The sequence below is a fragment of the Bacillus sp. JJ1562 genome (genome assembly GCF_036962705.1).
Taxonomy (GTDB): domain Bacteria; phylum Bacillota; class Bacilli; order Bacillales; family Bacillaceae_L; genus Ferdinandcohnia.
In genome coordinates, this window is record NZ_JBALOQ010000061.1 from 9,811 (window position 1) to 32,902 (window position 23,092).

Here is a 23,092-nt window from a genome sequence, read left to right on the forward strand (position 1 = left end):
ACAACGGTCTAGCAGTACAAGCTCCAGCTCAAAACCTCCAAACATGTACCGCAACAACGGTCTAACGTTGTAAGCTAGAGCCATTTGCCCTTAGGCTTTAGTATTCCCTTAGATAGATACATTTTCACTTCCCAAACCCAAAATGAGCAGTTTATAACGAAGCCGTCCAAAGAGCATCTAACAATTGTATGTGTTACCATAGTGAAAAATAACCTAAATGAGGTGTCAAAATGAAAATTGAGGTATGGTCTGACTTTGTATGTCCGTTCTGTTATGTAGGAAAGCGTCGCTTAGAAGAAGCACTTGCACAATTTCCAAATCGCGATCAAGTGGAAGTGGAATTTAAAAGCTTCGAATTAGACCCGAATGCAAAGCCATATTCAGGACAAAGTATTCATGAATTACTTGCTTCAAAATACGGTACAAGCGTTGCACAAGCCAAGCAAATGAACGAAAATGTTGGGCAGCAAGCTGCAGGAGTCGGGTTAAAATATAACTTTGATGAAATGAAATACACAAATACATTTGATGCACATCGGCTTGCAAAGTATGCTGCAACTGTAGGGAAAGAAAAAGAAATGACCGAGATTCTTCTTCACTCATATTTTGAAGAAGGAAAACTCATCAGTGACCATGAGATACTAGCTAACCTTGCAGAGTCTGTAGGTATTGACCGTCAGACAGTAGTCGACGTGTTGGCTGATGAAAAGAAATTTGCGAATGATGTACGAATTGACGAATCGATTGCTCAGCAAATTGGAGTTACCGGTGTTCCATTCTTCGTAATCAATCAAAAATATTCCATCTCTGGTGCGCAACCAACCTCAACTTTCCTTGGTGCCCTTCAGCAGGTTTGGAAAGAAGAAAATCCCGCATAGTAATCAAGTTCAGGCTAAATAGAATAACCTGGGGGCTGTCCGAAAAGTAATAGTTCAGCCAAAATCTTAGAAAAAATAAGAACCCAAGAATGTTGTTACATCAACATTCTTGGGTTTTTATTTTTAGCGAATTTATCCTTTAATACGACAGTAAAGAGTTTCTCTATTGTTAATAATATGAATGATTTTAATTTTCAAATAAATTATTGATTTCCATCTTTCTCTATAGTATGATTTACATGTAAAATCACATATCTGATTTTACATCACATATGTGATAGAGGAGGTAAGGAGATGTCAGTTAAGTCAGCAGAACGTGTTTTACAAATTTTCGACTTACTTTCACATCACTTGAATGGATTAACGATTAAAGAAATTAGTGAGTCTCTATCCTTTCCTCAAAGCAGTACCTCTGCATTAGTAAATACATTATATAAAAACAACTATTTATCGGTAGACTTTTTTAGAAAGTATAAGCTTGGTCCAAAATTAATTCAGCTTGGAGGTACAGCAAGAGATTCTTTAGATATTACAGCCCAAGGAATGCCGTTGTTGAAAAAATTAATGGAAGATGTGCAGGAAACTGTGTTTATGGCAGTTCTAGATAAAGGTGAACTTGTTTATGTAGCAAAGATAAATTGTAATCGGTCAATTCGTACAACTGCTGAACCTGGAAAGAGTAAGCCATTATATTGTACTGGTTTAGGAAAAGCGTTTCTAACATTCCTACCCGAAAATAGGAAACGTGAAATTCTAAGAGCAATCGAACTATACCCCATAACCCCAAAGACCATCACCAAGAAGGAGGAACTTTTGAAGCAATTAAATGAGTTCTCTATACAAGGCTATGCTATCGATGATGAGGAAAACGAAGAAGGACTGTACTGTTTAGCGGCACCTATCTTTAATGTGGATCAGATCATGGAAGCTGCAATCAGTGTTGCTGGACCGAAAGAGCGAATGCTGAGGCAAAAGGAAAATATTATTGAGAAACTACTTGAAATAGCGAGTAAGATTTCTAAAAACATAGGTTTTAAGTAGAACATCCTGGCTGAATGGTAAGGAAAAAGTAGGAACCTACATGAAGTTCATTATATGGTGTAGTACCATTTTAATAAAAACGGATAGCGTATATGTACAAATATTACTTCCACAGTTACTTTATCAATCAACATATACCATATAATGAAAGCGCTATCTAAAAATAATATTATTTGGTAGAAAAGGGGGAAAATGATGAAGAAAAGTTTGATTGGTTTCAAGAAGGCTGCAGGTTATTTAGCCTTAGCGGTAGGTATCAGTTCTGTCTTAGTAGGTTGTAGTGGTGGGGGTGAGAAGACATCTGAGCCAAATTCATCTGATGGAGGAGAAAAGAAAGTCCAAGAAATTAGAATAGTTGCTGCGAACCATCCTTGGACAGAATCTATTAAAAAGGAATTGCCAGCATTTGAGGAAGAGACTGGTATTAAAGTTAAAATTGATAGTTATTTTGAAGATCAGTTAACACAAAAAACATCAGTAGAATTTGCATCTAACTCAAAGAATATTGATGTTGTGATGTTTCGTCCACTTCAAGATGGAAAAATGTATCATAAAAGCGGCTACTTCGCAGATATAAGTAGCTATGTTTCAAAAGAAAATGATTATACAAAAGACTTTATACCGGCATCTTTAGGCAGTGTGAAGGATGGCGATAAATTATATGGATTGCCGCTAGTAACAGAAACTCAAGTGTTATATTATCGAAAAGATATTTTAGAAGAGGCTGGTTTAGAGGTTCCTAAAACATTGGAGGAACTAGAAGAACAGGTAAAACAGCTGCATGATCCTGACGGTGTCGCCGGCTTTGTATCTCGTGGAAAACGTGCTGCTGCTGTTACGCAATTCTCTAGTTTCTTATATGGATTCGGTGGAGATTTTATGGAGGACGAAAAATCTACTCTTACTTCACCAGAAGCAATTGAAGCTTTTAACTACTATGGTAACCTATTAAAAAATTATGGACCTATGGGAACACTAAATATGAGCTGGCCTGAGGCGATGGCAGTCTTCACACAAGGAAAAGCTGTATTCTATACAGATGCGTCTTCGCTATTTACCAATGCTACTGATCCTTCAAAATCACAGGTTGCCGATAAGGTAGGCTTTGCACCATTCCCTGCTGGACCAAAGGGTTCTAAGCCTTATAATGTAACATCTTGGGCACTTGGTATTGGAGCAAACTCAGAAAAGAAAGATGCAGCGTGGGAATTTATTAAATGGGCAGAAAGTGAAGAAATGGTAATGAAACTTCAAGCTGAGGGGAATCCAGGTGCACGTATTTCTGTTTGGAACTCTCCTGAAGGTACTGCAAAATTTCCTGAGGACTTAGCGGAAGCAATTGGCGTTAATGGAGGAGATAGCGCTGTTCCTTACGACAGACCAGTTGTAATTAATGTAGGTGCTGCTCGTGACGCTATTGGTGATGTTATTATAGCGGCAATTGAAGGCAAGGATGTAAAGGCAGCAGCTGAGAAAGCAGAGGCAGAATTCCAAAAAATTATAGACAGCGAAAAATAATAAAACCGATGTAACCTTATTTGAAGACGGCTTTCGGTTAGCAATCTAGTTTTGATTCTGGATGCTTTCGAAGGCCGTTTGTTGTAAAAAAGGTCAAGTAGATAGGCAAGGGGGAAGGACTATGACAAATTGGATTGATCGGAACATAAAATGGGTATTTACCATGCCTGCTGTCATATTTGTAGGGCTAATGATGGTCATGCCTGTTGGATATACACTTTGGCTAAGTTTTCACGAATGGAGTATGTCAAATGTAACACCACCCTTATGGATAGCTTTTCAGAATTATATTGATTTATTTAATGATGAGCTATTTATTAAATCTTTGAAACTAATGTTTTATTTTACAATTGTAGCCGTCACGGTAGAAACAATATTAGGTGTAGTTCTAGCAGTTCTAATGAATCAACATATTGTGGGAAAAGGAATTGTTAAAACCTTGTTTCTTCTTCCAATGGTTGCTACTCCCGTAGCGGTTGGACTCATTTGGGTCTTAATATACGAACCGAATATTGGGATTGCTAATGTTTTCTTGGAATTCTTGGGAATTCCGGGACAGGAATGGTTAACATCCCAGGAGTTAGTTATGCCATCCTTAATTCTTATAGATGTTTGGGAATGGACACCAATGATTGCCTTAATCGTATTAGCAGGACTCGTTTCCCTACCGAAAGATCCATTTGAAGCAGCAATGATTGATGGTGCTTCGACTTGGCAATCGTTTCGGAAAATTACGCTTCCTTTATTGAAGCCCACGCTTTATTCCGCGGTCCTTCTAAGAATGATAGATGCTCTAAAAACATTTGATATTATTTACGCAACAACACAGGGTGGGCCAGGAACCTCATCACAAACGATCAATATTTACGGTTACGTGCTAGGGTTTCAATATTTTAAGATAGGTCAGGCTTCCGCTTTACTCATGGTATTTTTCATGATTGTTCTATCCATTAGTATATTCACGATATTGTTACGAAAGAGATCGGGGGTTAACCTATGAGTCGAAACAAAAAGAAATTGATAAAAGGCACTTTGACACATATTTTGGTTTACTTTTCTCTATTTTTGTTTTTACTCCCTTTCCTTTGGATGGTACTTGCATCTTTTAAAACACAAGTGCAAATTCTTGATACATCAAAATTATTTGAGATTACAGCGAATTTCAGCAACTATAAAAGCGTATTTGGTGAATATGCCTTTCTTAGTTTTATTTGGAATAGCCTCATTGTGGGAATTGGTGCAACCTTCTTTGGGTTGATATTAGGTCTTCCAGCAGCATATGCAATCGCAAGGTATAAGCAGCAGGGGCTTGGATTGTTAATCCTTGTTGCAAGGATTGTCCCTGGCATTTCCTTTCTTATTCCTTGGTTTATCATCTTTTCAAAATTGAACTTAATTGATACGTATACATCCCTTATCCTAAGTCATATGCTTGTGACAATGCCATTTATCATATGGGTGATGATTCCATTTTTTGAAGGTTTGCCATACGAACTGGAAGAGTCAGCCCGAGTAGATGGCTGTACGATCCCGATGGCGTTTATTCGTGTAATGCTTCCTATCTCAGGGCCGGGCATTGTTACATCATCTATTTTAGCTTTTATTTTTTCTTGGAATAATTTTATGTTTTCTTTAATTCTTGCTGGTGAAAAAACAAAGACATTACCAATTGCTATTTTTAATTTTTTATCTTATTCAGAGATAAACTGGGGCGGTCTAATGGCGGCTTCCGTTATCATAACTGCACCAGTACTGATTATTGCTCTTTTTGCTCAAAGATACATTATTGCCGGACTAACTGGGGGAAGTGTGAAAGGATAAGCAAAAAACCAAAACAGGAGGTGGTGTAGAAGAATGAGTACCCCAACTTTAGAAAAAATAAAAATGTTGAAGCTTGTGGCCATTATTCGAAATAAGTCAGCAAAGGGCTTAGAAAATACAGTTAAAAGTCTTTACGAAGGTGGAATTCGTGCAATCGAAATAACGACGAATACTCCAGGGGCATTCAAGGGGATTGAATGGATAAAAGAAAACTATCCTGATGTCCTAGTTGGTGCTGGGACTGTCTTAGATTCGGAGACTGCTAGACTTGCAGTTTTATCAGGAGCGGAATTTATTCTATCCCCAACTTTAAAAAAGGAAACGATTGAAACAGCAAATCGTTATGACATCACTATAATCCCTGGGGTCTACACTCCAACAGAAATACTTACAGCTTATGAATACGGCGCAAAGATGGTCAAAATCTTTCCAATCCGCCAACTTGGCCCGAAATATATCCGCGATTTAATGGGTCCCCTGCCTTTTCTACAGGTAATGGCAGTTGGCGGAATTTCAATTGAAAATGCTGGTGACTTTATGAACGCAGGGGCAGTATCCCTAGGAATAGGTGGTTCACTTGTGGATGAAAAACTGGTCCAGCTAGGCGATTTTAAAGAAATTGAAAGGCGGGCAGCAAGCTTTGTTCAGCTTGTAAATAAAGTGGATAGATAATAGGAATTGACATGAATGGAGGCTTGAGATGTGAAAGTCATTTTAATAGACTCTGGAACAACAAACTCAAGGCTAAGATTAGTTGAAACCACAACAAACACAGTAATTGATTCTGAAAAAATAAGGGTTGGTGTAAGGGATTCAGCCATTTCAGGCAGTAATCACAATCTAAAGGTCCAAATAAAAGAAGGTATAGAAAGGTTGTTAATGAAAGCAAAATGTATGCCCGCTGATATTCATGTTATTGTTGCATCCGGAATGATTACCTCCAATCTAGGAATATATGAAGTCCCTCATATTCCTAGTCCCGCAGGGGTAAGACAATTCGCTGGTAATTCAGTAGTATGTAAGCTTGATGAATTTCTTTCCATTCCTTGTCTGTTTATCCCGGGAATGAAAAATGGAGCAAATGAAGTAGACGAAGATGATTTGCATTTTTCGATTAATGAGTTTGATGTGATGCGCGGAGAAGAAGTAGAATCATTTGGATTGCTCAAGCAGTTTCAGCATGAGGGAAAAGGGCTAATTGTGCTTCCTGGTTCACATACGAAATTTGTTTTCGTGGGTGAAAATAAGGAGTTATTGTATTGTTTATCTACCTTAGGAGGAGAGACTTTACAAGCTCTTCAGAAGGAAACGATACTCTCAAATTCGCTTGATTCTTGCCTTATCAAGGAAGTTGATCAAAAAATGCTTACATATGGCTTTGAAGCAGCAAAACAGTATGGACTCACTAGAAGTTTTTATCACATACGTCTTCTGGATTTATTTGCAAAATGTAACGCTAATCAACGGGCAAATTACCTCGCTGGTTCTGTTATTTTCAATGATCTACAAGCACTTTCGGGATTCGCGCTGAATGAAATAAAATGGGTAATTGTTGGAGGGATAAGTCCGTTAAGAAAGGCCTTTACCCACCTGTTAACCTATATAAATCAAGGATGGAAAATGATAGAGGCTGATGACCAACAAGTGGAAAATTCACTCATGGTTGGAGCTATGGAGATTTTATCAAACTATGGGTCTCTCAATGAATAACTTTATTTAAAGAAAAGAAATGAATTAATAGGAGGGGAAACATTTGAAGATTAGTGGATACGAGTTGTTTCAGGTTCCACCTCGATGGCTATTTTTAAAAATCGAAACGAATGAAGGAATCATTGGATGGGGTGAACCTGTTATAGAAGGAAGGGCATCGACTGTAAAGGCGTGTGTCGAGGAATTAATGGAATACTTGATTGGGAAAGATCCATTACGAATTGAAGATCATTGGAACATGTTATATCGGTCTGGTTTTTACCGAGGAGGACCGATTTTAATGAGTGCAATTGCTGGAATCGATCAGGCACTTTGGGACATTAAGGGGAAGTACTATCAAGCTCCTATCTTTCAACTGCTGGGTGGTGCATGCAGGGATTCGATAAAAGTATACTCATGGATTGGAGGCGACCGCCCGTCTGATGTTGGAGAAGAAGCGAGAAAAGTAGTTGATGCAGGGTTTACAGCTGTTAAAATGAATGGAACAGAAGAACTTCAGTACATAGATTCCTATGAAAAAATTGATCAGGCAATCGAACGAATTGCTGCTGTAAGGGAAGCTGTAGGAAATTATATAGGAATTGGGATTGATTTTCATGGTCGTGTACATAAACCTATGGCAAAAATATTAGCGAAGGAACTTGAGCAGTTCCGCCCAATGTTTATTGAGGAGCCAGTTTTGGCGGAAAATAATGAGGCCTTAAAAGAAATTGCCCAACACACGTCTATTCCAATTGCAACAGGAGAACGAATGTATTCACGCTGGGATTTTAAATCAGTGCTTGCAAGTGGCTATGTAGATATCATTCAGCCGGATTTATCACATGCAGGCGGTATTACCGAATGTAAAAAAATCGCTTCAATGGCAGAAGCTTATGATGTAGCACTTGCTCCCCATTGTCCATTAGGCCCAATTGCACTTGCAGCCTGTCTGCAAATTGATGCGACAGCACATAATGCGGTTATTCAAGAACAAAGTTTGGGGATTCATTATAATCAAGGGAACGACCTCTTAGATTATGTAGTGGATAAGTCTGTATTTGAATATAAAGATGGTTATGTTACTATCCCTCAAGGTCCTGGGTTAGGTATTGAAATCAATGAAGATTTTGTTCGAAAACAAGCTGATGTTGGTCACAATTGGAAAAATCCAGTTTGGCGCCATCAGGATGGAAGTATTGGAGAATGGTAGTTTTAGGCTCTAATTGAGAGAATTAAAATAAAGGAAGAATCAACGTAGAACGTTAGATTCTTCTTTTTTGTTCGCCAAGCTTGGATGCAATCCAGTTTACAAACGGTAACTTACATTGGGGTAAGAGCTTGGGAGTTATTCCCCCCTGCCACTGGGTAAATTTATACAAAAAAAGGTATTTAGCCTTCTATTGAGAATATATAGTATGGTACAAATAAAAGGGGGTGGTACGAATTACGATTCAATTTGACTTTGATATTAGCCTTGTCTCGATGATTAGTATGGGCATGATTGGCTTTTTTATCTACCGAATCTATAAAAAACAGGATATAAAACCAAAGGTTTGGAAAGAGGAAAATCCGGCATAGTAATCAAGGTGCAATTTGCGCAGACGAAAACTGTGAAAATTCAACAGATAAATAATATCAAAAAGTGCAGAACCAATACGGTTTTGCATTTTTTAATTACCTAAAAAAGGAATTGAGTACAACATTACGAATATATAGTAGGGTACAAGAAAAAGAGGTGATATCCATTATGTTTCCAGTTGAATTTGACATAGGTCTGATTTCTCTCATTTATTTATTAATAGGGTGGGCCATGATTACTTTTCTTGCTTATAGAATTCATATAAAGCAAGAAGTGAAAATCAAACATTGGAAAATGATCTTTGTAATATGGGTTGGACTTTTTTCATTTTCCTTCAATATGAATATGTTTCAAACAATCATAAAAATACCGATTTTACCGCTTGGTGTTTGGATTCTTTATTTTTTCTTAAGATCAAAAGAAGGCCGATGGGAGAGGTATCGCAGATTTGCGTGGTTGGGTTTCTTTGGAAACTTTATTTTTTTAGGACTGACGTTTTTAACGATTGGCTTTCAGCATGTACTGTATCCCCCTAACAATATATCAACCTATATTTCTAATGTGGATCATGCGACAATTATTAATACTCATACTTCCGCCGAGGACGTTATATTGCAAAAGGAAAAATTAATAAAAGAACGTTCTAACATGAAAATTACTGAATTTTTTAGTGATAAATGGTATGAGGAAACATATATGCTTGGTGAACCGAATACAAGAAAAGAACGTTTTCCTTACCAAGTGGTTGGAATACAAGGAAAATGGGGGAGCAATCTACAACCAACTATTTTCGTTGAAGAAGATGGGAAAGGTCTATTAATTGCAACTCCAAAAAAACAATATTATTTTCGCTCCAATGATTCATTTTTGGAAGGGGTGAAGCAAGAATGACAAGAAAACGAAAAATTCGATTGTTTGTTGTTATCGCTCTAGCTTTAAGTGTTGTAGCCATTGTATATTATTTTTACTTAGCAAAGCCAAGTGGCTTCCTATCATCAGAAGAGATTCTCGCAGATTTAAATAGATATTCCCCTGACTCCGAGGCTACTGAAATACTTGAAACGCTTGAAATTGATGATCGCCATGTATATGTACCGTTTATTACAGAGGATAATAAATATGGAACTGGCTTATGGATGTGGGAAAAACATAAGTGGGAGCTTGTGGCTGAAAGCGACAATGGTGCACCAAAAATGTTGAAGGTTGAAAGTAAAGACCCAGGAAGCTACAGGGTCTTTTGGAATATACATCCTGATGATCATCTAAGCTATGGAGAGTTGTATTATATTCGTGATCGAAATTATCGTATTTCAGAAGGAATAGATAACTATTACCCACGACTGCAAATGAAGACAATCCTTGATTTTGAGGAAAAACCATATGGGATTATTGAACTTCCGAATGAATGGCAGAAAGTCATGGAAACAACAATAAGAGGAGGAAGCCCAGCAGCCAGATTCATTTCTTTATGATTTTTACCCTGTGCTTCATGATGTATCTTTAGGATGGCTTCCATATAACAATGAACATGTAAGGCAAGATGCCAATAAATCTCATATTGGTGGAGGTTCATGGAGTGGTATTGATTTGCAGCCCGTCATGTATCTAGATGAGAAACAGCTTGAGTATATTAATGTGGAAGAATAAATAGGGTAAAGAATCAAACTAAAACGTTCCCTTATTAGGTGTAAGGAAAGGAGGCTCCATCTTATGTATATGCCCATAGCCATTCTATGTCTAATTTGGGGATATAATTTTGTTATCATGAAATTGGGAAACGGTGCTTTTCCTCCGGGAGAGTTTGCTGCATGGCGATTTTTGACCGGCTCCATTGTACTACTAGGACTGTGTTTTATAAAAAAAATACCACTACCAAGTAAATCAGATTTCAAGTGGTTCGTTTTATGTGGACTTCTACAAACCACTTACTTTAATATTGCTATTCAAGTATCACTTAATTACATTAGTGCAGGACTTACCTCTGTTCTGACCTACTCTATGCCACTTTTTCTATCAATCATGGCACATAGGTGGATTCCTGGTGAACGATTGACAGTAAAAAAGACGTTCGGGATTATGATAGGCATAGCTGGATTATTTCTCGCAATGAACATCCATTTTGGAGGATCTATTTGGATCGTGTTATTAGCACTGAGTTCTGCAATATCTTGGGCTATAGCTAGCTTGCTTTTTAAACTAAAATTAAAACATTGTGATACCGTTCAATTCACTACTTGGCAAATGACGATTGGGGCAATAGGTTTATTGGTATATACACTATCATTTGAAACTGGGGAATCACATTGGGGGTACATGCCGGCAGTTTATATTCTGTTTTCAGGAGTTGTTGCCTCCGCCCTTGCTTTTGTCATGTGGAACCATATTTTGAGGCGTACAGAAGCAAGCAAAGCATCGACTTCTCTATTGGTTGTACCTATCGTGGGAGTGATTTCAGGATACATATTTTTTGATGAAAACTTAAGCATCATTACTTTAGCGGGGATTTTACTTGTACTAGTTGGGATATGGATTGTAAATAGTAAAAGTACTCAAGAATCTCGAAGGAATGTATCGAGTGACCTTGAAAAAGCACTATAGGGTATACTAATAAGTAAGAATTGATATATAAAGGAGATTTTCATTATGGAAAAAGTAACACCATTTTTAATGTTTCAGGAAGGTAATGCAGAGGAAGCGATGAATTTTTATACGTCACTCATTGAGGATTCTGGGATTAAAAATATAGTTCGGTATGGAGCAAATGGACCAGGAGAAGAAGGGACTGTCATGCATGCAACTTTTACGTTAAAAGGACAAGAGTTTATGTGCATAGACAGTAATATTAAGCATCAGTTTACGTTCACCCCTTCATTTTCAATCTACTTAACTTGCAGTACGGAAGAAGAAATTGATACCATTTATCAAAAGCTAAAAGAAGGCGGGGGAGAACTAATGCCTTTAGGCAATTATGGTTTTAACCAAAAATTCGGCTGGCTGAATGACCGTTTCGGAGTTTCCTGGCAACTAAATCTAGCTTAAATTGACGGTTTAAACGCTTAGATGCTAATGTCTAAGCGTTTTTTGGTTACATTTTCTTCTATTTTTTTCTCGAAAAGCGCTATTTGTTGGAGTATAATATATTTGTTCAAAATGTAGGTTGTGGAACGGTGGCATTTTGAAGCAGTCAAAACTTACATTATAATTAAGATATGATTCAATAGTTGAAAGCGAGTGTTCTAGATGGGACGTAAATGGAACAATATTAAGGAAAAGAAAGCTTCCAAGGATGCGAATACAAGTAGAATCTACGCAAAATTTGGACGTGAAATCTATGTAGCAGCAAAACAAGGCGAGCCTGATCCTGAGTCAAACCAACATTTAAAAGTCGTTCTTGAGCGTGCAAAAACATACAGTGTACCAAAAGCAATCATTGACCGCGCGATTGAAAAAGCTAAGGGTGGTTCAGAGGAGAGTTACGATGAGCTCCGCTATGAAGGTTTTGGACCAAATGGATCAATGGTTATTGTGGATGCATTGACAAATAACGTTAACCGTACAGCATCTGATGTACGTGCTGCTTTTGGTAAAAATGGCGGAAACATGGGCGTCAGCGGTTCTGTAGCCTATATGTTTGATGCAACTGCTGTTTTCGGTGTTGATGGAAAAACGGCAGATGAGGTTTTAGAACTATTAATGGAAGCAGATGTAGATGTACGCGATATTCTTGAAGAAGATGATTCTGTTATCGTGTATGCGGAGCCGGAACAATTTCACGCAGTCCAAGAAGCCTTTAAAAATGCTGGAATTACTGAGTTTACAGTAGCTGAACTAACCATGCTTGCGCAAAGCGATGTAACCCTTCCAGATGATGCACAAGAAAAATTCGAAAAAATGATTGATGCATTAGAAGACCTAGAAGACGTACGTCAGGTATATCACAACGTAGACTTAGGTGAATAATCAACAAACACGCAGACCATTGGGACAGATCACTATCTCAATGGTCTGTTTTTTTTATGTGGGTCGGAGGAACAGGTCCACTGTCCCAGGCATCTAATTTTTTTTGAAAAAAATTTTTTGAACATTGAAACTTTCCGATTTTTAGAGCGTATTGTTTATATAGATTCCTTTAAAAAGGGGGAAGGTTATGTATCCAGGAGATGCGATGTTCAATGTTGTCCCAGTTCTTGTGATCATTGTTTTTATTATTGTGATTGGATTCTTTATTATTAATATGGGAAAGGGAATAAGTCAGTGGAAGAAGAATGAAGATTCACCCAAATTAAGTGTTCCTGCACTTGTAAAAACAAAGCGTACAGATGTTAGTAGACATACCCATCATCATACAGAGCCACATCACCACGATCATGTTACATCATCCACAAGTTACTTTGTGACATTTGAGTTTGAGAGTGGAGATCGTTCAGAGTTCAGGATTTCTGGTAGTGAATATGGTCAATTAGCTGAAGGGGACATGGGCAAGCTTACATTTCAAGGAACGCGATACTTAGGGTTTGAAAGAATGAAAGCATAAAGGATTTTGTTGATGATTCTAGAATAATAGAATAGAGGGGGAGTTAAAATGTCAGTAGAACAATTTTTAGAAGAGCAAAATAAAGCAATTCGAGAATTACATATTAATGGTGCAGAAGCTTCATGGATGGCAGCAACCACTGGGGAAGAGGAGTGGAATACAAAATCTGCAGAAGCAGAAACTGCATATAATGTCTATTTTTCAGATGCAGGGCGCTTTGAACAGGTAAAAAAATTCCTAGAGCAAACGGAGAATCCTGTTCAAAAACGCCAGCTTGAACTTTTATATTCACACATGCTTGAAAACCAACTTCCGGAAGACAAACTGACGGAAATGGTGCAGCTATCAACGGAATTAGTCGGCGTGTTTAACACATTCCGCGCGACATTGAATGGAAAGCAAGTATCGGAAAACGATGTACGTCAAATTTTAATCAAAAGCAACGATCTTGAATTAAGAGAACAAGCGTGGCATGCAAGTAAGCAAATCGCTAAAGAAGTCGAAGAAAAATTATTAACTCTAGTGAAAAAACGCAATGAGGCGGCACGTTCACTAGGCTTTGAAAACTTTCATCAAATGAGTTTCGAATCACAAGAGCTTGACCGTGAAGAAATCTTTTCGATTTTTACAAAGCTAAAGGAACTGTCCGATGAGCCATTCCGTCAAGTAAAACAGGAAATGGATGAAGAGCTTGCAGAACGATTTGGTATTAAGGTAGAGGACCTTCGCCCATGGCATTATGCGGATCCTTTTTTCCAAGAGGCACCACCTTCCAAGGAATTGGATCTAGATCCATTTTATGATGGGAAGAATCTTGAGGAATTGTCAACACAGACATTCGCAAAAATGGGTATGGATATAACGGATATGCTTCAAAAGAGTGACCTATATCCAAGAGAAAAGAAAAACCAGCATGCATTCTGTACTGATATTGATCGCGAGGGTGATGTGCGCGTATTAAGTAACAACTTGCCGTCTGATTATTGGTCCAACACGATGCTCCACGAGTATGGGCATGCTGTGTATTTTAAATATATCGATCGTAGTCTACCATTCTTATTGCGTAGTCCGGCACATACATTAACTACTGAGGCAATTGCGATGCTGTATGGTCGCTTCGGAAAAAATCCGGAATGGCTCCACCAGTTTTTAGGATTGGACCGAGAGCAGGTTAATGAGTTGAAACCACTAATTGAAAAATCTTTACGTCGTCAAATGCTGATTGCAGGTCGTTGGATTATGACTTTTGTGTTCTTTGAACGCGAGCTTTACGAAAATCCAGATCAAGATTTGAACCGTTTATGGTGGAAGCTTGTCAGTGAGATTCAATTATTGACACCACCCGAAAACCAGGATTATCCGCATTGGGCTGCGAAAATTCATTTTACGTTGGTGCCAGTGTATTATCAAAACTATTTACTAGGCGAACTAACAACCTCCCAGCTTCAGCGCTACATTGAGAAGAACATTTCAACTGACCTCTTTACGGAAGAAGTGGGCAAATTCTTGTTAAATGATTTCTTTAAGCCAGGTGCGTTATATAATTGGAATGAAAAAATCGAAAGAGCTACTGGTGAAAAACTAAATCCACAGCATTTTGTCGATCAGTTTGTAGCAATGAAATAAAGTGAAACTTCATTCATTGGGGACCTTATCCCCAATGAATTTTTATTCAACGAATCTGTTTTTTACTTGCAGTTAAAGACACATATAGTGAATTAAAAACATATGTATTTATATCTAAGATAGTTAGGGAGACTGTAGAGTGAGCGAAATTGATAAAAGAAACCGATTAGGTGAGGAACCATTTACTTATCAGATAACGAAAAAAGGAATGGTTATGATCTACTTTGAAGGAAAACAAATTAAAATGATAAAGGACCGGGAAGCTGAACGTCTTATTGCAAAGATTAAAGAAGTTGAAAATGATAAAACAAAAATACAATTATTGCTAGCTAAAATTACGGGTAACTTTAAACGTGGAAACGAGAAGCTCGGTAAAAATAAAAAGTAAATTAAGCCTCAACTTGAGTTAAGGCTTTTTTGTTCTAAAAATGTACAATTTTATTTCATGAAATGAATTATAGATCGGAACCTGTTAAGCTTTTCCTATGTTAAAATCAAAAGGAGGGTCTGGATGTTCTCTTTTTTTGGTGCGAAATGTGTAATTTGTAAAAGGAAAATAAAACCTTTGCGAAAGTATGTCGATGATAAAGGGAATACAATAAAGGTGTGCATTCCTTGCTCGGAATACGCTGAACGGCGTGCATACAAAATCAGAAGGTAAAGAAGGATGAAGCAGGTTGTATTTAACAGTCAAAGAAACAGCTGAATATTTATCAATATCAGAGGAGTTAGTGGAAAAACTCATTCAAGAAAAAAGGGTACGTGCGCTATTCGACGGGGAGCAGTACCTATTGTATAAAGACCAATTCAACACTACGATAGATCAGCTTGAAAAATACAAAAAACTCTACGAAGAATGGCTCAACGAACCAATCCCAGAGGATATCGACGTAAAGGATGAGGATTGAGAATTGAGACTTGGGTGGTGGGGCATGGGGACAGGTTCCGTGTCCCACCATATTTTTTCAGGGACAGTGTATGTCCCTTTGTTCCTAATACCCCTTCTTATAATCCACTACATTTTTTGGTAGCACTCCGCCTTGGGCATAGCTCTTCAAATTGGGGATAAAAATATCTTCAATCACACGCTTTGTATAATGTTCAGTTGAACCAGATGTATGGGGTGTCACAATAACATTTTCAAACTCCCACAGTGGGCTGTTCTCATCTAGTGGCTCTTTCGTGAAAACATCTAACCCGGCCCCGGCAATCTCACCGGAACGGAGTGCCTCAATCAAATCATCTTCAACTACAATCTCTCCGCGTCCAATATTAATGAAAAATGCAGACGGCTTCATTTGCATAAATTCAATAGCCCCGAATAAATGACGAGTCTCATTCGTCAAAGGTAATGTCACAACAACATAATCACATCTTGGTAGAACCTCTGACAATTGCTCTGTTGTATACATTTCATCGACGAAATCCTCATCTCGTCCAGAATGGCGAACACCCAGCACCGTCATGCCAAATGCTTTTGCAATCTTGGCAGTTTCCTTACCGATGTTTCCAACACCCATGATTCCAATTGTCTTTTCATGAATCTCAAGCTTCATGTCTGAATGATGCCATTTTTTCTCCTGCTGGTTTCTCACATATGTATGAATTTTTCTCGTCAATCCAAGCATCAAAGCAAAAATCGTTTCTGAAATCGGATAAGTATGAACCCCATTTGCGCTTGTAAGAAGAATATTTTTCTTTTCCATTTCTTCAAGAGGCATACTATTAACACCCGCACTCCAGCTTTGCAGCCAACAAAGATTAGAATCAGTAGATATGCAATGCTCCGCGATCTCCTTTTTCCAACCAACGATGACTTCAGCATCTTGTAAATGCTCCAACCAAACAGATGAATCACGTCCAGCAACAATCTCCCATTTGGGAACGATTGCTTGAATTTGCTCCAAATGGAACTGCTCAATATTTTGTGTAATAACTAGCTTTGACATGTTGTTCCCCCAATCCCAGAATTTATATAATTTTATAATAATATAGACTATCATGCTTTACCAGCAGGACATGGTAAACGTGTTACAAGTATTATTTCTAACCGTAAAGGATCTTGTTTTTCAAAGCTAATAAGAAAAAATCTATGTATTTTTTGTAGCCATCAGATTTATATTTTACAAAATTATTGAAATCTTCATAACAAATAAATATAATAAATGTATATTGTTTGGGTGATTATTGGGAGGGCTCTAATAAAGCCTTGTCATATAGTAAAAACTCAGTTCCACACTAGGGGACTGAGTTTTTTTAGTACCCAGGGAAAGGAGTAAAGTGTGCAAACACCCATCCAAAAGCCAATTGGAAATCAGGGTATGATTATCTGCCTTCTTGCTATTGGATATATCACTCTTGAATTGTTTCCCGTAGGAACGGTAAAAGCGATAGTATCTATCATGATAATTTCGGTCATCATCTGGATCCTGCCACGTATCCGGGGCTCCATCATGATTATTAGCCTCATACTTTTGATCGTTGGTATCATGTTTATGGTTTTCTACGGTGCAACAGTTCGGGAGTGGCTTGATGCTGCAAGAATTAATTTAACTCTTGTTGCTATTTTCCTGTTCACCCCACTTCTCGGGATTCCGGTGCGGACAGGTGGATATGTAAGTGCTCTTAAGCTGGTACTGTCAACGCGGATGAACAACCCTAATTTTTTCTTTGCCGGTTCAAGTCTGCTTTCTCACATCCTAGGTGTTGTCTTGAATATCGGTGCCATATCAATCATCCACGAGCTTTCAAAGGCTTCAGATATCAAAAACAATAAGATGATTGCTGCATGTATAAATAGGGGGTTTATTAGTACCATATTTTGGTCCCCGTATTTCTCTGCGATGGCTCTAATAACAAGTTCCCTTCCAGTAAAATGGGGCAATATTCTTTTTTATTCTCTCGGTCTTAGTGGCATCGCACTTATTGTGAGTTATTTATTTGAGAGACCCTATAGGTTGAAAAATGGTCCAGAACCAGAACAATCTGAAGGTGATACATCTGAATTGAAAAAGGCAAAAAGAAAAGTAGTGGAACTATTGTTTCTTCTCCTATTAATGATTTTAGGAGTCCTTTTCATGGAGAAATTGATAGAGTCAAGCATGACCTTTATCATATGTGTTTTTTCCGCCCTTTTTCCGCTCATTTGGTGTCTTCTAAAAAAAGAATGGAAAGAATATAAAGTTGAATTCAAGCAGCATGTTTTCACGGGGATTCCTAGGATGAAGAAAGAAATTGTCTTATTTTTAATTGCAGGATTTTTCAGCGGTGCTTTTGTTAAGACAGGCTGGAGCAATGAACTCGTTAATGGCCTAAATGCAGTATTTTCCGGGTTTACTATTGGAATTGCATATGCAATCGTTTTTTTAATAGTCCTTACAGCGGTAATAGGGCTGCATCCCATCGTTACTGTGACGATTATTGTAACGAGCATTGATCCGACTAAGCTTGGCATCACTTATGAGTTTTTTGCCATCCTGCTTCTTTCAGGGTGGGGGATTTCCAATACAGTAAGTCCTGCAACTGCAGTAAACAATCTTTTATCGGGGCTAATGAAAACTGATCTTTTTGAGGTTTCCGTTCGTTGGAATTTAAAGTATTCAATCGTCATGCTGATGATCATTCCGATTTATTTAAAATTTGTAGGAATTTAAAGGGGGATTTATTTTGTATAAAGTCGTATCATCATCACCAACATTTGGTAAGTATTCAAAACTTCCTATTAACTATCTTGAAAAGGAACAATGCACAGTCTCAATCCTTGATAAGGATACAGCCAATGATGAGGAAAGGCTAGCCATTGCGTTGAAAGAGGCAGATGCTTTAGTAGTAGGTGTTGAGAAAATTAGTAAGAGGGTAATAGATGCTGCAGAAAACCTAAAGGTGATTGCAAAGCATGGAGCAGGGGTAGACAATATCGACTTACAGGCAGCAAAGGAAAGAAACATATCCGTTGCATTCGCACCAGGAGCCAATAAGCATGCTGTAGCTGAATTAGCATTTGGTCTTCTTTTGTCCCTTGCACGTGAGATACCTCAGACAAACCGCAGGGTAATTAACGGAGAATGGCCAAGGGTGGTCGGAAGTGAATTATATGGTAAAACACTTGGTGTTGTCGGGACCGGAAGGATTGGAAAGGAAGTCATCAACAGGGCCAGTGGATTCAATATGGATATCCTAGCTTTTGACGTCTATCAGGATCAGGAATTACTAGAGTCAGGGGTAAAATATGAAAATATGGATGTGATTCTAGAAAAATCAGATTTTATTACCATTCATACAGATCTGAACGCACAATCGAAAAATTTGTTTAGTCATGAGGCTTTTAAAAAAATGAAAAAAAATGCTTACATCGTCAATACCGCAAGAGGTGGGATAATTGACGAAATGGCACTATATGATGCACTTATAAGTGGAGAAATTTCAGGTGCTGCGCTTGATGTTTTTGAAAATGAACCTACAGGTAACTCACCGCTGATTTCACTTCCTAACTTTATCGCGACCCCTCACATGGCGGGATATACGGCTGATGCCCTAGAAGAGGTTGGGATGATTACTGCAAGGAATATCATTAATGTTTTGAAAGGGGAAAAAGCAGATTTTGAGTTTGTATAAACGATAATAGAATCAGATTAGGGAGTTTAGTAGCATGCCAATTAAAACTTATTTGTTGTTATTGAATAATCCCTTTTTACAAGTTGGGACCCGATTGATTCAGAAAATAGTAGTCTCTTAAATTTTTTGTCGAGAAAACACTATTATCATATTGACAATAGAAAATATTATATGCTAAATTCAAACTATCGAAATATTAAAAAATATTATTCAGCTGAATATCTACTGGGGGACTACCATAAATAGCCTCTCAATTCATAGGTATGACTCAGCGGCATCCAAACTAAGTTTTAGGTTTGTTTGTCGTTGAGTTTTTTTGTTTAACTTTTTTAAAATGGCAGCCGCAAGGCTTCGCCATAAAAGGGAGAAACATAGCTGAATTACCAATAAACTTTCTGAATGTTTTGTGTTGACGGAATTCACTCTTTTTTGTAGTATAAATCATATATCATATATGATATATGATTTATACTAAGGGACGTGATAAAAATAAAAATGTATCGGACAAAAAAAGAAATGATTTACCAGATTCTTAGAGAAGAAATCCTGAACGGTAAATATAAATTTGGGGAAAAGTTAGTCATTAGCAGAATGGCCATTAGGTTTGAAAGCAGCGAAATCCCTGTCCGGGAAGCTATTAATCTATTAGAATCTGAAAAGTTAATAGAGTTCAAACCCCATGTGGGTGCTTTGGTCAGTACATTATCGGCTAAGGATATTCGGGAGATTTTTGAATTGCGTGTAGAATTGGAAGGGCTTGCAACGAGATTAGCGGTAGAAGCGTTGACGGAAGAAAACTTTTCAGAACTTAGAAAGATACTGGATGATTCCGTTCAAGCTTTTAAGGATAAGGATTATATCCGATTTGAAGAATTAAACGTAGCATTTCATAACAAAATTTATTCTGCTTGTAATAATCAGCTCTTAATTCGTACCATTGATGATCTGTGGAGCAACACCAAAAGATATCCTTCATTATTTAAAGGAAATGATGAACATATTCAGGCTTCAATCCATGAACATGAAGATATCTACAGGGCTTTATTGCGAAAAGACGGTATGCTTTCAGAAAGCTATATGATTAAACATAAAACACGTGCTGGTAGAGAAATTCTTCGGCTAACGCAACAAGAATTTTATGATAAACTCCATGATCGTCTTATTCCTAAGTCGAGCAATAGTATTTAAATCATTATTTTTAGATTGGAAACAAAAGAAATATATTCGGTTTGTAAAAAAAGATTTAAACTAATCATCTTGAAAGGAGGCGCATAATGAACATAAATATTGAACAGATCGACTAATTTCTCAATCCAAATTTTCAAAAAGCTGTAAGTGGGAGCTATTGTTCTCACTAATGATCTAATTCAAAATGAGAAACGCAACAAGGAATCGGATTCCAATGCAGGAACACCCGATTAACACTTTAAATAAATTGACGAAGGGATTAAATATATAATGAAAATAGTGCAATTTTTAGAAAGCGGTACCAAATCATACGGGGTGCTGAAAGAAGAGGTCGTCGTAAAAATTGAGGGAGACATTTTTGGTGAATATTTGGAGACAGAAGAAAGATACTCTCTTTCCGATGTAAAGCTACTCGCTCCGGTCGATCCAGGTAAAGTAGTAGCAATTGGTCTGAATTACAAAAAACACGCTGAAGAAGTGAACAAACCACTTCCGACAGAACCGATGATGTTTTTGGTATCCCCAACTGCCGTTATAGGACCAGGTGAGACAGTTGAACTTGTTAACCCTGAAAATCGTAATGATCATGAAGCTGAGATTGCAGTTGTTATTGGAAAAACTGCAGAGAATGTAAGTGTTGATGAAGCACTTCAATATGTATTTGGCTATACAATCTGCAATGATATATCGGACAGAGCACTTCAAAAGTTCGATGGGCAGTTTACAAGAGCAAAAAGTTTTTCAACCTATAAGCCACTTGGACCAGTCATTGTAACCGATATCAATCCGGATGACCGACCGATTACATTAAGGGTGAACGGTGAGGTAAGGCAAGATTCAAATACTAGTGATATGATCTTCTCAACAGCCGAAATCGTTTCATTTGTTTCTAATGTCATGAGACTTAATCCGGGGGATGTCATAATTACCGGGACACCATCAGGTGTATCACCGCTTTATGATGGTGACACGGTAGAGGTGGAAATCGAAGGGATAGGAGTTCTATCAAATCCAGTAGCTGTTAAGAATAGTGTAGCTTTACAAAACCAATAAGGATTAAGGGGGAAAATGCTTATGAAAAAGAGAAAATTGATGCTTCCATTCATGGCGGCTGCATTAGCAATAGGACTTTCTGGTTGCGCAAGTAATCAGGCGGGTGAGAAAACAGAAGTTGCTAGTGGATCTGCAAAATCTGATTACCCGACAAGAGCAGTCGAGATGATTGTCCCGTTTGCACCTGGAGGAACGACCGACAGTTCTGCAAGGGCAATAGCAAGTGTTGCAAACAAATACCTTCCAAACGGGCAGAGTGTAACCGTAGTCAATAAGGATGGGGGAGCGGGAACAATCGGTATGAATGAGGTAGCTCAGGCAAAAGGGGATGGATATACCATTGGAATGGCTACAATTGGCCCAATGACTATCAAGACTCATTCAAAAGAAGTTACTTATAAGCCTGAAGATTTTAAACCTATCATCCAAGTTGTCGCAACGCCAAACGTACTTGTCGTAAAATCTGATTCGGAAATAGAGACCTTCGAAGATTGGATGGAGTATGTAAAGGCTAACCCTAATAAGTTTACATTTGGGACGAGCGGCGCCGGCTTGACCCAGCATATCACGATGGAAAATCTTATGACAAAAACTGATGTGAAGGTTAAACATGTGCCTTTCCAAGGAGGGGCACCTGCTCTAACTGCTCTACTTGGAGGTAATCTTGAAGGAGCACTAGTTCAGACACCTGAAGCAATTCCTTATATAGAGGAAGGGACTCTTCGCCCAATCTGGATTTCTGGGACATTCAAGCCTGAAGAGTTAAAGGAAATTCCCCTTCTAACGGAAAAAGGCATTGATGTTAAAGGAGACGTCTGGACCGGCCTTGTAGCCCCAGCATCGGTTCCAGATGAAGTGGTGAAGGTGCTACATGATGCATTCAAACAGGCATTAGAAGACCCAGGTGTGCTTGAACAATTAAAGAAGATTGGAACAGAACCGGTATATAAGGATACTGAAGAATTTAAAAAAATCGTTCAGGATGACTATCAGTTAAACGGTGAGATTCTTGAAGCTATTGGTCTAAAATAACAACTAAGTAAGGTGGGCGGGATATTCCCGCTCTCCCTGTCTTATAAATGGGGTGACAAGATGCGAAACGCAGGTGTTTTAGCAGCAATCCTGATAATTATTTTTTCAAGTTTTTTTCTATACCATAGCACTACCTTGGATTATAAAGGACCACTTGGCTTAGGTCCCGGTTTTTTCCCTCTTTGGTTGAGCATCCTCCTTTTGTTCCTTTCAATCTTATATCTGATGATGAGTTTTAAAGAGATCATTGATATACGCGAGATTTTGCCAAAGGGAAAGGCATTGCTGGATTTCACGTTTATTCTCCTTTCCATGATCTTGTTTATCCTTCTAATAGAAAGAACAGGATTCGTCATCGCAGGAACGGTTTCCTTGATTGTACTTTTGTTTCGCACGTTTAAGTGGTATTTCACTCTTTCATTGTCCGTTGGAATCTCGCTTGCGATATTTATTATTTTCGCAAAAGGGTTGTCGATTCCATTCCCGGTCAATTCATTTGGGTGGTAAGGAGAGGAA

Annotated in this window: 25 protein-coding genes and 1 pseudogene; 25 read left to right on the top strand and 1 reads right to left on the bottom strand. The window is 38.0% G+C overall.

Annotated elements, in window-relative coordinates:
- Positions 1 to 230 precede the first annotated feature (230 nt).
- The 19 genes and pseudogenes from V7097_RS24545 to V7097_RS24635 form a co-directional block, all read left to right on the top strand.
- Positions 231 to 875, top strand: a pseudogene (locus tag V7097_RS24545) (DsbA family oxidoreductase); the annotation flags it as partial.
- Positions 876 to 1,172: 297 nt separating this feature from the next.
- Positions 1,173 to 1,919 carry an IclR family transcriptional regulator gene (locus tag V7097_RS24550; protein ID WP_335706264.1) on the top strand — a complete coding sequence of 249 codons (747 nt, stop codon included), beginning with the start codon at positions 1,173 to 1,175 and terminating at the stop codon, positions 1,917 to 1,919.
- Between the two features lie 195 nt (positions 1,920 to 2,114).
- Complete coding sequence (locus tag V7097_RS24555) at positions 2,115 to 3,437, top strand: ABC transporter substrate-binding protein (RefSeq protein ID WP_335706265.1); 1,323 nt, start codon at positions 2,115 to 2,117, stop codon at positions 3,435 to 3,437.
- Between the two features lie 121 nt (positions 3,438 to 3,558).
- Positions 3,559 to 4,437, top strand: coding sequence for a carbohydrate ABC transporter permease (locus tag V7097_RS24560; protein ID WP_335706266.1), 879 nt, complete (start codon positions 3,559 to 3,561; stop codon positions 4,435 to 4,437).
- Entirely contained in the window at positions 4,434 to 5,258 is an 825-nt protein-coding gene (locus V7097_RS24565) for a carbohydrate ABC transporter permease (RefSeq protein WP_335706267.1), read from the top strand. Before V7097_RS24560 ends, V7097_RS24565 begins: the two co-directional genes overlap by 4 nt.
- A 33-nt stretch (positions 5,259 to 5,291) precedes the next feature.
- Positions 5,292 to 5,930: a bifunctional 4-hydroxy-2-oxoglutarate aldolase/2-dehydro-3-deoxy-phosphogluconate aldolase gene (locus V7097_RS24570; protein ID WP_335706268.1), complete on the top strand. Its 639-nt coding sequence runs from the start codon at positions 5,292 to 5,294 to the stop codon at positions 5,928 to 5,930.
- Positions 5,931 to 5,960: 30 nt separating this feature from the next.
- On the top strand, positions 5,961 to 6,968 hold the full coding sequence (locus V7097_RS24575; RefSeq protein ID WP_335706269.1) for a 2-dehydro-3-deoxygalactonokinase: 1,008 nt from the start codon (positions 5,961 to 5,963) through the stop codon (positions 6,966 to 6,968).
- Between the two features lie 43 nt (positions 6,969 to 7,011).
- Complete coding sequence (gene dgoD, locus V7097_RS24580; protein ID WP_335706270.1) at positions 7,012 to 8,160, top strand: galactonate dehydratase; 1,149 nt, start codon at positions 7,012 to 7,014, stop codon at positions 8,158 to 8,160.
- A gap of 224 nt (positions 8,161 to 8,384) precedes the next feature.
- Positions 8,385 to 8,528: a hypothetical protein gene (locus tag V7097_RS24585; protein WP_335706271.1), complete on the top strand. Its 144-nt coding sequence runs from the start codon at positions 8,385 to 8,387 to the stop codon at positions 8,526 to 8,528.
- 169 nt (positions 8,529 to 8,697) lie between these two features.
- Positions 8,698 to 9,420 (top strand): hypothetical protein, encoded by a 723-nt coding sequence (locus V7097_RS24590; RefSeq protein WP_335706272.1) that lies wholly within the window; start codon positions 8,698 to 8,700, stop codon positions 9,418 to 9,420.
- A complete protein-coding gene (locus V7097_RS24595) occupies positions 9,417 to 10,001 on the top strand; it encodes a hypothetical protein (protein ID WP_335706273.1) in 585 nt (194 codons plus the stop codon). The genes V7097_RS24590 and V7097_RS24595 overlap by 4 nt, the downstream gene beginning before the upstream one ends.
- A gap of 10 nt (positions 10,002 to 10,011) precedes the next feature.
- Positions 10,012 to 10,176, top strand: a complete 165-nt coding sequence (locus V7097_RS24600; protein WP_335706274.1) for a hypothetical protein — start codon at positions 10,012 to 10,014, stop codon at positions 10,174 to 10,176.
- Between the two features lie 63 nt (positions 10,177 to 10,239).
- Positions 10,240 to 11,127, top strand: coding sequence for a DMT family transporter (locus tag V7097_RS24605; RefSeq protein ID WP_335706275.1), 888 nt, complete (start codon positions 10,240 to 10,242; stop codon positions 11,125 to 11,127).
- A gap of 45 nt (positions 11,128 to 11,172) precedes the next feature.
- Positions 11,173 to 11,568 (top strand): VOC family protein, encoded by a 396-nt coding sequence (locus V7097_RS24610; RefSeq protein ID WP_335706276.1) that lies wholly within the window; start codon positions 11,173 to 11,175, stop codon positions 11,566 to 11,568.
- A gap of 201 nt (positions 11,569 to 11,769) precedes the next feature.
- A complete protein-coding gene (locus tag V7097_RS24615; RefSeq protein WP_335706277.1) occupies positions 11,770 to 12,489 on the top strand; it encodes a YebC/PmpR family DNA-binding transcriptional regulator in 720 nt (239 codons plus the stop codon).
- Between the two features lie 187 nt (positions 12,490 to 12,676).
- Complete coding sequence (locus tag V7097_RS24620; protein ID WP_335706278.1) at positions 12,677 to 13,063, top strand: DUF2500 domain-containing protein; 387 nt, start codon at positions 12,677 to 12,679, stop codon at positions 13,061 to 13,063.
- 48 nt (positions 13,064 to 13,111) lie between these two features.
- Entirely contained in the window at positions 13,112 to 14,689 is a 1,578-nt protein-coding gene (locus V7097_RS24625; RefSeq protein WP_335706279.1) for a M2 family metallopeptidase, read from the top strand.
- Between the two features lie 139 nt (positions 14,690 to 14,828).
- Positions 14,829 to 15,077: a hypothetical protein gene (locus tag V7097_RS24630; protein ID WP_335706280.1), complete on the top strand. Its 249-nt coding sequence runs from the start codon at positions 14,829 to 14,831 to the stop codon at positions 15,075 to 15,077.
- A gap of 289 nt (positions 15,078 to 15,366) precedes the next feature.
- A complete protein-coding gene (locus tag V7097_RS24635; protein WP_335706281.1) occupies positions 15,367 to 15,597 on the top strand; it encodes an excisionase family DNA-binding protein in 231 nt (76 codons plus the stop codon).
- 84 nt (positions 15,598 to 15,681) lie between these two features.
- Here V7097_RS24635 and V7097_RS24640 read toward each other — a convergent pair whose 3' ends face one another.
- Positions 15,682 to 16,638, bottom strand: coding sequence for a D-2-hydroxyacid dehydrogenase (locus V7097_RS24640; protein ID WP_335706282.1), 957 nt, complete (start codon positions 16,636 to 16,638; stop codon positions 15,682 to 15,684).
- Positions 16,639 to 16,971: 333 nt separating this feature from the next.
- Between V7097_RS24640 and V7097_RS24645 the strand changes: the two genes are divergently transcribed.
- From V7097_RS24645 to V7097_RS24670, 6 genes are all read left to right on the top strand, one after another.
- A complete protein-coding gene (locus V7097_RS24645) occupies positions 16,972 to 18,342 on the top strand; it encodes a hypothetical protein (RefSeq protein WP_335706283.1) in 1,371 nt (456 codons plus the stop codon).
- A gap of 13 nt (positions 18,343 to 18,355) precedes the next feature.
- Positions 18,356 to 19,303: a phosphoglycerate dehydrogenase gene (locus tag V7097_RS24650; protein ID WP_335706284.1), complete on the top strand. Its 948-nt coding sequence runs from the start codon at positions 18,356 to 18,358 to the stop codon at positions 19,301 to 19,303.
- Positions 19,304 to 19,798: 495 nt separating this feature from the next.
- Positions 19,799 to 20,491: a GntR family transcriptional regulator gene (locus tag V7097_RS24655; protein WP_335706285.1), complete on the top strand. Its 693-nt coding sequence runs from the start codon at positions 19,799 to 19,801 to the stop codon at positions 20,489 to 20,491.
- A 270-nt stretch (positions 20,492 to 20,761) separates the two neighbouring features.
- The gene (locus tag V7097_RS24660) at positions 20,762 to 21,544 is read left to right on the top strand and encodes a fumarylacetoacetate hydrolase family protein (protein WP_335706286.1); all 783 of its coding nucleotides are present in this window, start codon (positions 20,762 to 20,764) and stop codon (positions 21,542 to 21,544) included.
- A 21-nt stretch (positions 21,545 to 21,565) separates the two neighbouring features.
- Positions 21,566 to 22,576, top strand: coding sequence for a Bug family tripartite tricarboxylate transporter substrate binding protein (locus V7097_RS24665; RefSeq protein ID WP_335706287.1), 1,011 nt, complete (start codon positions 21,566 to 21,568; stop codon positions 22,574 to 22,576).
- Positions 22,577 to 22,636: 60 nt separating this feature from the next.
- Positions 22,637 to 23,083 (top strand): tripartite tricarboxylate transporter TctB family protein, encoded by a 447-nt coding sequence (locus tag V7097_RS24670; RefSeq protein ID WP_335706288.1) that lies wholly within the window; start codon positions 22,637 to 22,639, stop codon positions 23,081 to 23,083.
- The last annotated feature ends 9 nt before the right edge of the window (positions 23,084 to 23,092 follow it).